The organism is Marasmitruncus massiliensis (assembly GCF_900186535.1).
Lineage (GTDB): Bacteria > Bacillota > Clostridia > Oscillospirales > Ruminococcaceae > Anaerotruncus > Anaerotruncus massiliensis_A.
Genome location: NZ_FYDE01000005.1, coordinates 1,063,256 through 1,080,021, shown reverse-complemented (window position 1 = coordinate 1,080,021; position 16,766 = coordinate 1,063,256). Strand labels below are relative to the sequence as shown.

Below are 16,766 nucleotides of genomic sequence, written 5' to 3'. Positions count from 1 at the left end.
GCAATAGGAAGGGAGAGACCAGCATGCCTACAGTAATGTTGTCGCACGCCCTGTACGAGGATGGGATGCGGCTTTTGCGCGAACAGGCGAAGGTCATCATAGCGGATAACAGCGATATGGACGCGGTACTTACCCAATTGCAGAAAGCCGACGGATTAATTCTGCGCGTCGGAAAAATTGACCGCGGTATTATGGAAAAATGCCCGAATCTAAAGGTGATTTCGCGCCCGGGGGTAGGGGTGGACACCGTTGACATGCAGGCGGCAACTGAGCTTGGTATCCCAGTGGTTATCGCCCCCGGCACGAACGCCCGCTCGGTTGCGGAGCATGCGGTCGCGCTAACTTATACCCTGACAAAGAACATTTCGGAAAGCCTCAGCGAGACAGCGGGAGGCAACTTCGGAATCCGCAATAAATACGCCGCGATTGAATTGGAAAACCATACTCTCGGAATTATCGGCTTTGGGAATATCGGGCATCTGACAGCGGCCCTGTTTGCCGCAAACGGAATGAAGATTCATACATACGATCCTTATGTCCCGATGGAGGAGGCCGAGCGCTGCGGCTACGTCCCTCATGATACGCTTGAGGACTGCCTTGGCGCCTGCGACGTGGTTTCGCTGCATGTCCCGCTGACCCCCCAAACCCGGGGAATGTTTGGCAAGGAGCAACTTTCGTCGATGAAAACAGGGGCGTTTCTGATCAACTGCGCGCGCGGGGAGGTTGTTGACGAGCAGGCGCTCTACGACAGCCTCATAAGCGGGAAACTTGCGGGGGCAGCGGCGGACGTCATGCAGGCGGAACCGATGGACCCGGCCAGTCTCTTATTTACCTGCAAAAACTTTATAGCGACGCCCCACATGGCGGCGCTGACAAGAGAGAGCGCCGCCCGCACCTCCCGGCTCACAGCGGAGGGCACGCTTGCCGTGCTGCGCGGAGAACACTGGGAGCATGTCGCCAACCCGCAGGTTTATAACCACCCGCGCTGGCTGAAATAAGGAGGATGCATGAACCGCTTTTATCCACTTGATCTTTCGGCTTTGAACAACTATTCCCCGCCCGACGACACCGCCGCCGGAAATCTGCTGGAAGAACGGCTCCACGGTCTCCGCCGTAAAATTGTCGTTCTGGATGACGACCCCACCGGGGTGCAGACAGTGCACGGCGTTTCGGTGTATACCGGCTGGGAGGAAGACACCATCGCACAGGGCTTTGCGGAGCAGAACAACCTGTTTTTTATCCTGACCAATTCGCGCAGCTTCACCACCTCCCAGACGGAAGCCGTGCATGCGGAGATTGGAAACAGACTTGCGCGTGTGTCGCAGCAAACCAAAACGGATTATATTTTGATCAGTCGTGGGGATTCCACGCTGCGGGGCCACTATCCGCTCGAAACGCAGGTGCTCCGCAGAGAGATCGAGGCGCATAGTGCAAAGCGCTTTGACGGCGAGATTATCTTTCCCTTTTTTCTGGAGGGCGGGCGATACACGCTGGAAAACATCCATTATGTAAAATCCGGCGATCGGCTGATCCCGGTGGGTGAGACGGAATTTGCCAAGGATAAGTCCTTTGGATACCGCTCCTCCGATTTGACTCAATGGTGTGCTGAAAAAAATGCCGGGAAGGTTCAGCCGGAAGAGGTCGTCAGCATTTCGCTGGAAAGTTTGCGCGCGTTGGATCTAAGCCGTATTACCGCGCAGCTCATGCAGGTAAGTGGTTTTGGAAAAGTCGTGGTAAACGCGTCGGCATATGCCGACGTCAAGGTGTTTATTGCCGCCTATCTGTCCGTGCTTGCACTCGGAAAAGAGTTCTTATTCCGCAGCGCCGCAGCTGTTCCGAAGATTTTGGGGGGAATTCCCGACAAACCCCTGCTGACTAAGGAAGAACTGGTGCCAGATCACTGCGCTCGCGGAGGAATCATTTTGGTCGGCTCACACGTGCAGAAGACCACTCGCCAGTTGGAAGCGCTCCAAAACAGTACCAGTCCAATCCGATTCATTGAGTTCAACCAGCACCGGGTACTGGAGCAGGGCGGTCTGGAGGACGAGGCACGCCGCGTCGTTCGTGAGGCAGAGCAGGCCATCGCCGCAGGGGAAACAGCGGCTGTTTATACCCGCCGCACACGTCTGGATGTGGACACGGACGATAAGGATCAACAGCTGCAAATATCGGTGGCAATCTCCGATGCTCTGACCAGCGTGATCGGAAATCTGGAGGTCTGCCCACGCTTTATTGTGGCCAAAGGTGGCATTACCTCCAGCGATGTGGGAACCAAGGCGCTGCGCGTGAGGAAAGCACTTGTCATGGGGCAGATTCAGGCTGGAATCCCGGTCTGGATGACCGGCCCAGAGAGCAAATTCCCGAATATACCCTATGTGATTTTTCCGGGGAACGTCGGAGAAGACAGCACATTGTTGGATGTGGTAAAAACGCTGATGGGGGATCGCTCCTGACCTGGGCCGGAACCCATTGTGGGTGTACCGATATTGAAAAAGAGAGGAAACTTTCCTATGATCGTTGTTAATTTAGACATGCTTTCCAAGTTTAAAGTGGTAAGCAACAATATGCGTATTGCCATTGAATATCTGGAAACGGCTGATATCGACTCGTTTGCCGATGGGAAATATGAAATCAAGGGGGACGACGTATACGCAATGGTAAGCAGTTATACGACCTTCCCGGCGCAGGAGCGGGAATATGAAACCCATGACCGCTACGCGGATATCCAGTGTGTATTTTCCGGTAAAGAGGATGCGTTTTATGCCGACAAACGCGGCCTATCCCCGACCGGTGCTTATATCCCGGATAAAGACAAGCAAAACTTTGTCGGAGAGCAGCAGGCTGTCATCCGGCTTCAGCCAGGCGTTGCAGCTATCTTTCTCCCAAACGACGCACACAAAGTCTGCTGCGCAGTTGACCAGCCCGAACCGGTTCGCAAATTCTTGATAAAAGTAAAAATCTGACGCTCTGGTATGAGCCTTTTTCCGGACTGCCCAGGTAGTCCGGAAAAAGGCGAAAAAGCTCCCTCTGATAAATGATAGACTCCCAGAAGAAATAGACAAAGAAAAACATTTTGTAAAATATCGTTGGAATTACGCCGACTGGCACCGCTTTCCAAATGGTGCCAGCCGGCATTTTAATTGCAGGCGTTTATGGTTGTAATAGTGGCTCTTCCTCTTATGTATCTATTTATATATTTCGCAAAAATCAATGGGTTCGATTGTATAAAAAACAGCTTAAAAAGTTTACCATCCTAGCCAAGGATTAACGACACTAACATACAGCCCTCGCTTACTTGAAACTGGTCAGCAGTGGAAGATGATATGCTCCTGTTGCTTCCATTACAACCCTGACATCTCCGTCCAACGAGAGAATACGGGCAACCAAACCGCTGACCTCTGGTTCGGTATGCATTACTTCATATGGCGACGCCACCACTTCGCCATAAGGATTTAGTATACACACCCTGCTTTTTCCCTTTGATACGTCAATTCCTATGCGGTAATTCTGATCCTCCTGAATAGATGTCTGTAATTGTATCCCATCTGCACTTATTGCGATTCAGTTTGGCTCGTTACGCGAAAGCCCCAAAGGGTTTCAACCTGCTTAATCGAATGTTTACAACAAGGGATGGCTGACAGTTTTTGTCTGGGAGGCTGCGCTCCAAAAAGAACAACACCAGACCACAATTATTCCCTCATTGTAAAAGAATAAGCGCAAATGCGAAACACCCGTCGGTGTCTTACATTTACGCTTTTTATAGTACCAAAAGAACACAGCAAAAGCTGTGTTCTCTCTGTTTTGCTTATTCACTGATCTCACGGCAGATATTTTGCAATAACATCCTTGTAGATTGACTTATAAACATCAGAGCTTTTTGAGCCCAAATCCAACGTCCGGTTGGAAGCAGTATCAATATTTGCCGGAGGTTCAACCGGATATCTGCCTTTTTCGAAATTGATCGGTGCATACATACCATAGTAACGAGACTTGGGATTCGTTTTCTTGCTCAGGAAAAGGATATATTCTTTCCCTGTCTCAGAAGGCATGTAATTAAACATGGTCTGCAAAACTCCCTTGCTATCTACATAGTACTCTTCACCGACCTTGATGACGTCTCCCGCCTTAAGGTCCTCCCCCCTGGATCACCGGGAAAACGTCGAAAGAAGTGATTGTACAGCCATATTTGATTCCCCCGCTCGGGCGACATTGGAAATCCTCCACAGAATCTCCACGGAACTTGCCCCTGACGATATACTGCGTATGTTCCTCAAGTTCTGAGAGACTTTTTACAATGTAAGTCATTTCCGTCGTTCCGAATTCAACCTTGATCTCATCTTTATCCACTTTATCCCAAAGAAGCATGGCGGGAGAGGTTTTATAATGACTCTAACTCCATAAGGACTCCCACGGATGACGCCCCAAAAATCAAAAGATTCTTTTTTACTGTTGCTGTCATTATCCTAACCGCCCTTTCTAAGCCTATGTAGTTGACTTTTTTCATCCTGCGGTATATAATTAAGGTAGAAAAGGTGCTAACCGCTTCAAACGGTTATCCCGCAAGATCTAGTTAAAAGTAACCGTCAGCTTGTGGAAGGGGTGACGGTTACTTTTTTATTGCAACGATGGTAAACAAGATTAGCGCCAAAGCGATAACTATGTATTCCATCAGCTCACCACCTCCCCTCTGTCCGGGCAGGGAACCTGCCTGATTCAGGTGGAAGCGGGGTAACCGTCTTTACGACCAACACCATTTTCTACATCTTTATTGTACCACAATATGGTTGGAAAAACAAGCGCGAATCGGCTTTTTATGCGGGTCTGTGCTTATTTATTTCATAGTTGTTTCTGGTTTGTTTATGCTGTTTTTTGTGGTGCCTGTTTCTTGGATACAGGTAAAACCTAACCGTTAGCTATTTCTCTACTGCTGTTTTCAATATGCTTTTCCAATAAATCATAAGTGCGCTTTCCAAGTAGCACTTCTGTTAAGAATATGGTTATTACAGCAGCAAGTAAAATCAGATCTCAGTCCCCACCTGCCAGAAGAGGTTCGCATTCAGGATTTCCTCGACATGATCGCTCTATCATCAAATTTCAAACCGGCCATTTCGTCTGCGGCAACGCCTATCGGTGTACATGGACGCCCCGTAAGTACCCGACCAGGATAGTCATAGACGATGAAAATCCTGTTTAAAGAACAGCCGTTAACAAATTAGGGTCAACAAGCTGCGGAAAGTCAGAAATTTTAGATTGGTAGTATCCTGATAACAATAAGCAGCAATCAGCGGATTGTCTAAAACAAAGACGATCCGCTGATTGCTTGTATTCCATAAATCTTTATCCGGCCTGCGCCATTTCAAACTGTGAATCGTACAGGCTTGCGTAAAAGCCTCCCTTATCAAGCAGTTTCTCATGGCTGCCCTGTTCCACAATATCCCCGTCGTTCATCACAAGAATCAGATCCGCGTCGCGGATGGTGGAAAGGCGGTGGGCAATGACAAAACTCGTGCGGCCTTTCATCAGATGGTCCATAGCCTTTTGGATGAGCACTTCAGTGCGTGTATCAACCGAGCTTGTCGCCTCGTCGAGAATCAGTATTTTCGGGTCGGCGAGGATGGCGCGGGCAATAGTCAGCAGCTGCTTCTGTCCCTGCGAGATGTTAGAGGCTTCTTCGTCAAGCACCATGTTGTATCCGTCCGGCAGTGCACGGATGAAGTTGTCACAGTGCGCGGCCTTCGCGGCTTCGATCACTTCCTCATCGGTGGCGCCGAGACGCCCATATCGAATGTTCTCCATGATCGTTCCGTTATAAAGCCAGGTGTCCTGCAGCACCATTCCGAATTTCGATCGCAGGTCTACACGGGTGAAATCCCGGCTGTCGTGACCGTCGATCAAGATAGCACCGCCGTTTAACTCATAAAACCGCATCAGAAGTTTCACGATGGTGGTTTTTCCGGCACCCGTAGGTCCTACAATTGCTACCTTCTGGCCCGGCTTCACCGATGCCGAGAAATCTTTAATGACGATTTTATCGGGGGAATAGCCGAAGCGCACGTTCCGGAATTCCACCTGGTCCGCGATCGGCTGTAATGGCTCCACATTCTCAGCGTCGGAGTCTTCCTCCTTTTCATCCAGGAATTCGAAGACCCGTTCAGCCGCGGCGGCGGTCTGCTGAATCGTATTGGAGATGCCTGCCACCTGCGCCAGCGGCTGGGTGAAAGAACGGATATACTGTACGAATGCCTGAATATCGCCGACTGTGATGGCCTTTTGCACGGCCAGCCAGCCACCGAGAATACACATCGCAACGAAGCCGATGTTGCCGATAAAGTTCATGACGGGCATCATCAGGCCGGAGAGAAACTGGGATTTCCATGCCGAGCTATAGAGCACCTTGTTCAGTTTGTCGAATTCTTTAATACTGTTCTCCTCACCGTTGAAGGCCTTCATCACCAGGTGCCCGCCGTACATCTCCTCAATGTGTCCGTTGACATGGCCGAGGTAATTTTGCTGCTGGACGAAGTATTTCTGCGAGAACTTCGCAATAGCCGCCACAAGGATCAGTGACAGCGGAATCATCAGCAGCGTAACGAGCGTCATCAGCCAGCTGATGGTAAGCATCATCACCAGCACGCCGACCAGCGTTGTGACGGAGGTAATAATCTGGGAGATATTCTGGTTCAGGGTCTGGTTGACCGTATCCACATCGTTTGTGACCCTCGACAGCACTTCGCCCTGGCTGATCCCGTCAAAATATTTGAGAGGCAGGCGGTTGATCTTCTCGGAGATATCCTTACGGAACCGATAGGAGATTTTGACGGCAACGCCCGACATGATCCAGCTTTGAATGTATCCGGACAACGCGCTTAGAACGTAAAACAACGCCAGGGTGAGCAGAATACGCGCGATTGCGGAAAAATCGATACCCACCCCGCTGCCTGCGATTTTCCCCAGCGCACCCTCGAACAGCTTTGTGGTCGCCTGGCCCAGAATTTTCGGCCCGACGATGGAAAAGACGGCACTTGCGGCGGAAAAAACGAAGCAGACCAGGATGGAAATCTTATAGGCCCCAAGATATTTGACAAGCCGCCTAATAGTCCCCTTGAAATCCGACGCTTTCTCCCCCGGCATCATCATTCCGTGACCGCCAAAACCGCCGGGACCATGGGAAGGCGTTTGATTTGTTTCTCTGTGGCTTTTTTGTTCACTCATGCAAGTTCCTCCTTTGAAAGCTGGGACAGCGCGATCTCCCGATAGGCTTCACAGGTCTTCATTAATTCATCATGCCGGCCTTTCCCGACGATCCGGCCCTCATCCAGCACGATGATCTGGTCGGCGCCCATGATCGAAGAAATACGCTGGGCAATCAGAATTACTGTGCTTTTTCCGGTTTCGGAATGTAAGGCCTTTCGCACAAGGAAATCCGTCTTGAAATCGAGAGCCGAAAAACTGTCGTCGAATATCAGGATTTCCGGATTTTTCACGAGCGCGCGGGCAATCGAAAGTCTCTGCTTCTGGCCGCCCGAAACATTTTTGCCGCCTTGGGCGATTTCTGTTTCAAAGCCTTCGGACTTCGATGCAATAAACTCCATGGACTGCGAGATTTCAGCAGCTTTTTGGATCGTATTCTCCGATGCATTCTCATCCGCGTACTTCAAATTACTTTCAATCGTCCCTTTAAAGAGAGACGCCTTCTGCGGAACATACCCGATCCGGTCGCGCAGCGCATGCTGCGGAACCTTGCGCACATCGATCCCATCCACCAGGACTTCGCCCTGAGTCACGTCGTAAAAACGCGGGATCAGGTTAACCAGGGTGGTTTTGCCGGAACCCGCAGACCCGATGATGGCGGTCGTCCGGCCGGACAGGGTGGTGAAGCTGATGTCGCTTAAAGCATCCCGCTCCGCGCCGTGATAACGGAAATGGACATTTCTAAATTCGACCGTTCCTTTCTGAGACTCAGTGAACGTTTCAGGTTGCTTCGGGTCCTTGACGGAAAGGTCGGTGCCGATCACCTCGGTGATGCGCTGCGCCGAAACGGAAGCTCTCGGAATCATAATAAACAGCATCGAGATCATGATGAAAGCCGAGAAAATCTGCATGGCATACTGCATGAACGCCATCATGTCGCCGACCTGCATGCTGGACTGGGCGATCTGGTGCCCGCCCACCCAGACAATCAGCAGGGACATTCCATTCATGATCAGGGTGATGGCAGGAAATAAGGTTGCCATCGCCCGGTTGACAAACAAATTGGTTTTTGTAATGTCATGATTAACGCCGTCAAGACGCTGTTCCTCAAACTTTTGCGTATTGAAGGCACGGATTACCAACATGCCCGAAAGACTTTCCCTTGCCACAAGGTTCAGTTTATCGGTGAGCTTCTGCACGATCTTGAACTTCGGCAGACAGAAGGAAAACAGCGTGAGGATCACGCCGACGAGGATAATCACCGCGACGGCGATCATCCAGGACATGGAGGTGCTTTTCTGGAGCGCCATGACCGCACCGCCCACGCCGATCATCGGCGCATAGATCAGCATCCGGATGACCAGGAAAACCACCGTCTGAATCTGTGTGATGTCGTTGGTGGTACGGGTAATCAGGGATGAGGTGGAGAACCGGTCGAATTCCCGGTTTGAAAAGCTCTCAACCTTGGTAAAGACCTGCTTGCGTAGATTCATCGAAAAGCCGGCCGCGACCCTCGCGCCGATCAGTCCAACCAGCACGGTACATGCAGCGGAAAGCAGGGCGAACAGCAGCATCAGCAGACCGGTGCGGGTGATGGTTTGGCTTTGGATTTTATTCGTATCCATGCCGATCGCCTTGTATTCCGACTTCACCGAACCAACGGCCGACTGGGTGATCATGGAGTCACTCATGGCGTTCATTTTCTGATTCATTTGCGCCTGTATCTGTTCAAGCTGCGAAGCGGGCAGCTTTTGGAGCAGTTCGTATAGATCCGTCCCCTTGGGAACCATCGTGCCGCCCAGGTTCACCGGACCGCTCTCAGCCTGCGCCGCGAGTTCGTTGACGAACGATGCTGCAAGGAAAGCCTTACCCAAGACAGAATTGATCGTATTGTTTTCGGTATTGTCGATGGATTTCAACTGATAGACGGGCTCTTTGGAAAGGGCGGGATATTGGCTAACACTCTTGCCATACGCATCTGCGGAAAGCGTGGAGCGATCGAGCAACGTATAGTCGGCGAGCACTTCTTTTTTCTCGCCGGCGTTCATGAACAGCGTAAGCTTGTTCATTTCGCTTTGGCGGATTGCCTCCGGGACCGCGTTTACAATTCCCCCCTGCTGGATTCCCTGATTGACGATATCGGACATGTAATTCGGCAGGGAGAGATCACAGACCACCTGAATGCCGAGCAGTACGACCGCAGCGATAAGCAGAGCAACATAAGGCTTCAAGTATTTAACGAGTTTCAGCACTGATTAATCCTCCAGTTTTTGAACATTCCGATACAGACGGCGGCGACGAAGGCAAATAATCTTTTGTTTTTCATAAATACCTCTCCCTCATTATTTGCCCTGTCCGGAGTGGCCGCCCCGGCCGCCGTGGAAGCCGCCAAAACCGCCACGCGGGTCAAAACCTCTCATCATGAATCCGCCGTGCCGCATAGAAGCGAGACGTTCAAACATCTCATCACCCATGCGTTCCCGTACTTCGTGAACCCACCACTCGCGCTCGTCTTCACCCATTTCTTCTCCCAAATTGGTTTCGATTGAAGCGATTACCCGATCCAGATATTCTCCGAAATCCTTTTGCTCGTCTTCTGAAAGACAATCAAAAATTTCACCGGGGGTCCACTCCTGCTGCTGCTCGCTTTTTCCTTTTTCGGTCAGCTTGACAAGCATAACACGCTTGTCGGCCTCGGAGGACTCGCGCTTGATGTAGCCGGCCTTTTCCATTTTGGACAATAGTTCGTTGAGAGAGGAAATGCGGATATCCAGCAGATAAGACATATCCTTGGTGGAAATACCGTCCTGCATTTTAAGTATGGTGATAATTCTTCCTTGCCCGCGCGTAGGATCGGCCATAGGGCCTCTTTCTGCATATGCGCGTAGATGCTGCTTGTGCAGCAATCTTAGCAGCCTTCCCAGTTTTTCATATAGTTTTGTATTCGTCTCATTCATTGAGAATACCTCCTTACATTTACACAGGTACCTGTTCTACAGGCACCGTATGAAGATATTATAATGGTACCTGTAGAAAATGTCAAGACCTTTTTTACAGGTACCGTAAACATTTTACGGAAACTTTTTATGCCTAAATTAAAGGAGGAAATCTTCACGCCCGGACAAATAAAAACGGAAAGCAATGAAAAATCATTGCTTCCCGTAAAGTTCTTACCGACTTTATGCAAATATCGAGAGGTCTATACTTAGGATGTAATGAAAATACAGCACCGGGAAACCACTAAAAACCGCTCGGTGCCGTACAACAATACCTGTGGCTTACTCTAATTCCATCCGATGATCTTCCTTAAAAGATTTCCGCGAGGGATTTCCCTCTGCGCGCCAAATCTGTTTTCGCTTGAGATCATAGACAACAGACCATACCGTATCTGCGTTTTGCCTGCGATCGTACTGGCACATGAAGCCGTATTTTCCAGACAGGACATCTTTTGCAAAAGGCACGATGTAACCACCTTTATTCCGCACCAACGCAGAATGTACAGATTGATAGCGCTCATCCGAACGCCAGTCATCAATTCCCGGATTGCGATAAGGGCGCATTTTTTTAGAGTTAAAGTTGTTGGCAGTCGCGACAAACTGTTCCCCGGTGCGTGGTCGAATGACTTCAATTTCCTTGGGGTTGCACTCTACAACTACGATTTCGCCACTTTTATCCACAATGGTCAGCGTTTGCGCCGATGCGATGGGAAGCCTGTGCAGTTCTTCTATAGCTTCAGCGGTTGTTTTACATTTCTCCAGCAGGTACCGCAGCAGCATTCCAGCGTTGAAACCTGGTTTTTGCATGTGAGGATAGACAAACGTAAGCCCGACCGCTAAACCATGCTGGTTTATACCGTCCTCCATCTGTACAAAAGCGGTTGTGTTTCCATTGAATGAATAACCACCTTGAAGGCGATATAGGCAATTCATGTAGAGCTTTTCAAGGCTCACGAGGAAATCACTATTTCTCGCAAAAACGATCTCGTCATCCGTGCTGAAAGCAAAGCAGGTGCATTTGTTATTAAACTCAAAGCAATACATGCAAAACAGCAACGTATGAAGAGTTTCCAAAGGCACTTCATTGCCGTTTGCAATACCTTGAATTTCATCAAGAATCTCAGGAAAATGGGTTTGATATTCTTTGACGCACTCTCTGGCAAAGGAATACTTATCAGTTGTCAGCTCAAAGGTAGGGCAATGATCGAGCTTTTTCCCATTTTTGAGCAGTAAGCGTCCCCATTTGTATCCAACCTCATAGTGGGTACCGGAAAATCTTCCATGATACATTTTTAACTCTCCGTTCGTTGTATTGAGAGTTGACGTCATCTCTTGACTTAAGCGTAACTGAATAAAAATTTTATGTCAAGAACTATATTAATTTCAAAAGAATTGTTCAGGTAAGCAGCCACCGAACAGCTTGCTGCCTATGCTGAAATAGTTCATTTGATTATCCCTTTTTGTATACGGCGATAAGCTGATTGTTTCAAATCCCTGAAGATGATATTATTATATTACAAAGTTAAATTTGTAAAAGTGATTATGAGGTATATTCGATGATTTTGCTATTGGGGATTATCTATTTGGCATTTATCAGCTTGGGATTACCGGATTCCCTGTTGGGGAGCGCATGGCCGTCCATGTATGAAGGCTTGGGCGTATCGATTGACAGCGCGGGAATCATTTCAATGATTATATCGGTGGGTACCGTTATTTCAAGCCTATCGAGTAACCGGGTGATCCGGCGGTTTGGCACCGGCATGGTTACGTTTGCGAGCGTTACCATGACAGCCGTTGCCCTTATGGGGTTTTCATTTTCCAACAATTTTGTAATGCTGTGCGTTTGCGCGGTTCCATTGGGCTTGGGTGCCGGTTCTGTGGATGCTGCTCTAAATAACTTTGTGGCATTGCATTATAAAGCGAAGCACATGAGCTGGCTACATTGTTTTTGGGGTATTGGCGCTTCGTTGGGGCCGATTGTGCTGTCGTACTGCTTGGTACGGACGCAATCGTGGAATGCCGGATATAGGGTAATTAGCATATTGCAATTCGCATTGGTAGTTGTGCTGTTGTTTTCGCTGCCGCTTTGGAAAAAAGTGCAATCCCCTGTAAGCGAAAGTGAAGAAACAGAACAACAGGTTTTATCCATGAGACAGCTTATTGGCCTGCCCGGAGCCAAACAAGTACTGTTCACGTTCTTTTGCTATTGTGGAATTGAACACACGGTAGGCTTATGGGGAAGTAGTTATCTTGTGATCATTCGCGGTATACCCACGGTAACGGCTGCCAGTTGGATTTCTTTATACTTCTTTGGTATCACATTCGGTAGGTTTTTGTCCGGATTTCTTGCTATAAAACTGCGGCATAAACAAATGGTCCAACTTGGCCAGCTTCTAATTGGTACAGGAATAATCGTTCTACTCTTGCCCATTCAAGGTTATTTCATTCTGGCTGGCCTGTTCTTGATTGGTTTTGGGTTGGCACCCATCTACCCAAGTCTGATACACGAAACGCCTATCAACTTTGGCAGCCGGTATTCACAGTCTATGATAGGGCTTCAAATGGCTTGTGCATATGTGGGGACTACCTTTATGCCACCCCTCTTTGGACTATTAGGGTCAAAAGTCAGTTATGGTTTGTTTCCAGCTTTTCTTGGGGTATTGTTGCTGCTTATGATATTCATGGTGATACAATTATACAAAAAAACAGGTGCGAAGAACGGGAGATCATGAGCACAATGGACTTTATATATTCATTCCTGTTATAGCGAAGACGGGGAGTATCCGCCAGGTATATTGACCCAAATGTGTTCGGATGCGGGTATCAGATTAATGGCGATTGCCGACTACTGGTTGCCGCAAAGGAGAAGCTCCAGCGTTACGTTACTCCAAAACAGACAGATATCATAAACTCATATCCATAAATAAGTCTAGATATTATCAACAACCGGTCGCTTATTCTCCTCAATCCCAATTAAGACAGCTCGAACTGCCCTGTGTACAGCTGATAGTATCGGCCCTTCCGGGCAACCAATTCGTCGTGGCTGCCACGTTCCAGGATCGTGCCATTCTCCAGCACGATGATAGCCTTCGCATTCCTCACGGTGGAAAGCCGGTGTGCGATCACGAATACCGTCCGGTTTTCCATCAGGTGATCCATTCCGGTTTCAATCAGCTTTTCTGTGTGAGCGTCCACCGAACTGGTTGCCTCATCCAGAATCAGCACCGGCGGGTCGGAAACCGCGGCCCGCGCAATAGCGAGAAGCTGCCTCTGACCCTGACTCAGGTTCGCCCCGTCACCGGAAAGCATGGTATCGTAACCGTCGGGCAGGCGCTGGATAAAGGAATCTGCATTTGCGAGCTTTGCTGCCTCTACAATTTGATCCATGGTTGCATTTGGATTCCCATAGCGGATGTTGTCGGCAATGGTTCCGGTGAACAGGTGGGTATCCTGCAGGACAACGGCAAGCGAATGCCGCAAGTCGTCCTTTTTGATGTCCCGGACATTGATACCGTCATAGGTGATGTTCCCAGACGTAACGTCGTAAAAGCGGTTGATCAGGTTTGCAATGGTTGTCTTGCCGGCTCCGGTGGAGCCGACAAACGCAATTTTCTGGCCCGGCTTCGCATAGAGATTGATTTTTTTCAGCACGGGATGTCCGGGGTCGTAGCCGAATACCACATCATGAAAACGAACGTCGCCTCGGAGCGGCGCCAGTTCCACAGAGCCGTCCGCATTCGGCTTACGCCACGCCCACTCACCTTTTTCGCTCTCCTGCAGCCTGTCGTCCGCGCTGATGGCCGTATGTACTAAAGTTACGGTTCCGCTGTCCGTTTCCGGCATACTCTCCATGATTTCGGAGATGCGCTCCGCACCGGAAAGCGCTGCCATGATAAAGTTCATCTGCTGGGAAAAATGGTTGACCGGCATCGCCGTCTGACGGACATAAACCAGATAAGATGCAAGGCTGCCCAAATCCATCCCGCCGGAAATAGTAAAAAACGCCCCGATACAGGCGCAAAGGGCATAATTAAAATAAGAGAGGCTCGCGACCACGGGGACGAGGATGCCCGAGTAGGTCAGCGCTCCTGTTGCGGCTTCCTGAAGTTTTTGGTTCCGTTCTGAAAATTCCGTGAAATTCATTTCTTCATGGTTAAATACCTTGACGACCTTCTGCCCTTCCACCATTTCCTCGATGAATCCGTTCAGGCTTCCCATGAATTTTTGCTGGCGGGAGAAATAAGCATGACTTTTTTTACTGCTGTACCGCAGAAACCAAAACATACCGAGAAAGGAAATCAGCACAATGACCGACAACTCGGAATTTAAGAGAATCAGCACCAGAAACGTGCCGACAAGTGTAATAAAGCTTTGTATCAGCACCGTAAAACTGTTGTTGAGGGCGTCTGCGATTGTGTCGATGTCGTTGGTGAAACGGCTCATCAGTTCGCCGTGAGTTCTTGCGTCAAAAAAGGCGAGTGGAAGTGTCTGCACCTTGCGGAAGAGATCGTTCCGGATTTCCTGGACGATTTTCTGAGCGATTTTTACCATAAGCTGAGAATATCCATACGATGCGGCTACGCCCGCGAGGTAGACGGTGCCCATGAAAACCAGTATCCGGACAAGGCCCGGTATATTTCCGGGAAGTACATAGTTATTGACGACCGGTTTGAGCAGATAGGTGCCGTATACGTTGGCACCCGCACTGACAACGGTAAGAAATGATATGAGAAAGAGGATGGCTCTGTGATTTTTCAAGTAACGCCATAAAAATCTCAGGGTTTTGCGGAGATCCTTCGGCTTTTCATGTCTTGTTGGCTGTGCCATTACGCCGTTGTCCCCTTTCGCTGAAATTCGTAGATGTCGCGGTAGATTGGATTGTGTGCGAGCAGTTCCCCGTGCTTGCCGGCTTCATTGATTTTTCCGTCCTTCAGCACTACGATCAGGTCGGCGTGTTCGATGGAATTGATGCGCTGGGTGATAAAAATTTTTGTCGTATCCTTCAGATTTTCTGCCAAGCGCTCACGGATTTTTGCCTCGGTTGCGGTATCCACTGCGCTGGTGGAGTCGTCAAAGATCAGCACTCTCGGGCGTTTCAGCAAGGCGCGCGCAATGCACAGCCTCTGCTTCTGCCCACCGGAGACATTCACACCGCCCTGACCGAGGTCGGTTTCGTAGCCGTCCGGCAGCCGGGGAAGGAACTCATCCACACATGCGATATGGCAGGCCCAATTCAATTCTTCCTCCGTCGCATCCACATTGCCCCATTTCAGATTTTCACGGATTGTACCAGAAAAAAGAGTGTTTTTCTGGAGCACCATACCAACGGCGTCGCGCAAATGGGCAATTGGGTATTCTTTCACATCGTGCCCGTCGATCTTCAGGCTTCCGGAGGTCACATCGTAAAGGCGCGGAATCAACTGCACCAGCGAAGATTTTGCAGAGCCTGTTCCGCCGATAATACCCACCGTCTGGCCGGCTCCAATGTGCAGACAGATATCTGAAAGCACATCTTCCTTTGCCGCCTCCTGATATTTAAAGCAGACATGGTCAAAATCAATTTGCCCGCGCTGTACCATTCTTTCCTGCGTCCCGCCGACAATTTCCTGCGGTTCGTCCATCACCTCAAAAATACGGCTGGCCGAAATCATGGAACGGCTGAGCATGAGGAAAACATTGGAAATCATCATCAACGCGTTCAGAATTTGCAGAACATAGCTTAAAAATCCGGTCAAAGTACCGACCTGCATGGTTCCGGTATGGATGAAATTACCGCCAAACCAGAGAATACAGAGAATGGTAGCATACATAACAAGCTGAAAACAGGGCATGTTGAGGACGGCATAACGGAAAGCCCGCTCGGAAGATTCCCGGAATACCCCATTGACTTCCTCAAATTTCTCCGATTCGCTTTGGCCTTTGACATACGACTTCACCGTACGGATGGCTGTCAGGTTCTCCTGCACAATGGAATTTACCCGATCCAATGCTTTCTGCATTCTCCCATACATCGGGCGCAGCATTCGCAGAATAAAAAAAAGGCAGATTGCCAGTACAGGGATGGCAATCAGAAATATGACCGCAAGTTTCGGGCTCATGATGACCGTCATCGCCAGCGCCATCACCATCATAACCGGACCGCGTATTATGGGGCGGATTCCGTTGCACACCGTATTCTGCAAAATGGTAATGTCGCTCGTGAGGCGGGTAATCAGAGACGGGGTGCTGAAATGGTCCATATTGGAGAAGGAGAACCCCTGTACCTTACGGTACTCCGCCTTCCTTAGCTCCGCACCGAACCCCTGACCTGCCACAGCGGCCAGACGTGCATACAGTGCGCCCAGAAGCAGGGACACCAGTGCGCAGGCAACCATGAGCAGGCTTTTTTGCAGAATATAGCTTTTGTCGCGGTTTACTACTCCCACGTCAATGATCTGCGCCATGATGAGCGGAACGATGAGTTCAAATACGGCTTCCATTGCAACACAGAAGACGCTGCCGATCAGATGTTTCCGATAGTTGTGGAAATAAACAAAAAAACGCTGAAACAAATATTTCCCTCCCAAGCACCGAATCGCG

The 16,766-nt window shown here is 49.6% G+C and carries 12 protein-coding genes; 4 read left to right on the top strand and 8 right to left on the bottom strand.

Features of this window, described 5'->3' with window-relative positions; all coding sequences use genetic code 11:
• Positions 1-23 precede the first annotated feature (23 nt).
• From C1A10_RS13235 to C1A10_RS13225, 3 genes are read left to right on the top strand one after another with little or no spacing between them, the layout of a single operon-like run.
• The gene (locus tag C1A10_RS13235; RefSeq protein WP_101910706.1) at positions 24-998 is read left to right on the top strand and encodes a hydroxyacid dehydrogenase; all 975 of its coding nucleotides are present in this window, start codon (positions 24-26) and stop codon (positions 996-998) included.
• Positions 999-1,007: 9 nt separating this feature from the next.
• Positions 1,008-2,453, top strand: coding sequence for a four-carbon acid sugar kinase family protein (locus C1A10_RS13230; protein WP_101910705.1), 1,446 nt, complete (start codon positions 1,008-1,010; stop codon positions 2,451-2,453).
• 57 nt (positions 2,454-2,510) lie between these two features.
• Positions 2,511-2,963: a NanQ anomerase/TabA/YiaL family protein gene (locus C1A10_RS13225; RefSeq protein WP_101910704.1), complete on the top strand. Its 453-nt coding sequence runs from the start codon at positions 2,511-2,513 to the stop codon at positions 2,961-2,963.
• A gap of 328 nt (positions 2,964-3,291) precedes the next feature.
• Here C1A10_RS13225 and C1A10_RS13220 read toward each other — a convergent pair whose 3' ends face one another.
• The 6 genes from C1A10_RS13220 to C1A10_RS13185 form a co-directional block, all read right to left on the bottom strand.
• A complete protein-coding gene (locus tag C1A10_RS13220; protein ID WP_242968930.1) occupies positions 3,292-3,465 on the bottom strand; it encodes an IS110 family transposase in 174 nt (57 codons plus the stop codon).
• Between the two features lie 353 nt (positions 3,466-3,818).
• Positions 3,819-4,061, bottom strand: coding sequence for a hypothetical protein (locus C1A10_RS13215; RefSeq protein WP_101910703.1), 243 nt, complete (start codon positions 4,059-4,061; stop codon positions 3,819-3,821).
• A 1,276-nt stretch (positions 4,062-5,337) separates the two neighbouring features.
• Positions 5,338-7,212, bottom strand: coding sequence for an ABC transporter ATP-binding protein (locus tag C1A10_RS13205; protein ID WP_101910701.1), 1,875 nt, complete (start codon positions 7,210-7,212; stop codon positions 5,338-5,340).
• The gene (locus tag C1A10_RS13200; protein ID WP_101910700.1) at positions 7,209-9,443 is read right to left on the bottom strand and encodes an ABC transporter ATP-binding protein; all 2,235 of its coding nucleotides are present in this window, start codon (positions 9,441-9,443) and stop codon (positions 7,209-7,211) included. The genes C1A10_RS13205 and C1A10_RS13200 overlap by 4 nt, the downstream gene beginning before the upstream one ends.
• A gap of 90 nt (positions 9,444-9,533) precedes the next feature.
• Positions 9,534-10,148: a MarR family winged helix-turn-helix transcriptional regulator gene (locus C1A10_RS13195; protein WP_101910699.1), complete on the bottom strand. Its 615-nt coding sequence runs from the start codon at positions 10,146-10,148 to the stop codon at positions 9,534-9,536.
• Positions 10,149-10,469: 321 nt separating this feature from the next.
• Positions 10,470-11,477 (bottom strand): C45 family autoproteolytic acyltransferase/hydrolase, encoded by a 1,008-nt coding sequence (locus tag C1A10_RS13185; RefSeq protein WP_101910697.1) that lies wholly within the window; start codon positions 11,475-11,477, stop codon positions 10,470-10,472.
• Positions 11,478-11,743: 266 nt separating this feature from the next.
• Here C1A10_RS13185 and C1A10_RS13180 point away from each other — a divergent pair, with 266 nt between their 5' ends.
• A complete protein-coding gene (locus tag C1A10_RS13180) occupies positions 11,744-12,919 on the top strand; it encodes an MFS transporter (RefSeq protein WP_101910696.1) in 1,176 nt (391 codons plus the stop codon).
• A gap of 241 nt (positions 12,920-13,160) precedes the next feature.
• On the opposite strand, the gene C1A10_RS13175 is transcribed toward C1A10_RS13180, so the two are convergent.
• Both C1A10_RS13175 and C1A10_RS13170 read right to left on the bottom strand, forming a co-directional pair.
• Positions 13,161-15,014 (bottom strand): ABC transporter ATP-binding protein, encoded by a 1,854-nt coding sequence (locus tag C1A10_RS13175; RefSeq protein WP_101910695.1) that lies wholly within the window; start codon positions 15,012-15,014, stop codon positions 13,161-13,163.
• Complete coding sequence (locus C1A10_RS13170; protein WP_101910694.1) at positions 15,014-16,738, bottom strand: ABC transporter ATP-binding protein; 1,725 nt, start codon at positions 16,736-16,738, stop codon at positions 15,014-15,016. The genes C1A10_RS13175 and C1A10_RS13170 overlap by 1 nt, the downstream gene beginning before the upstream one ends.
• Positions 16,739-16,766 lie beyond the last annotated feature (28 nt).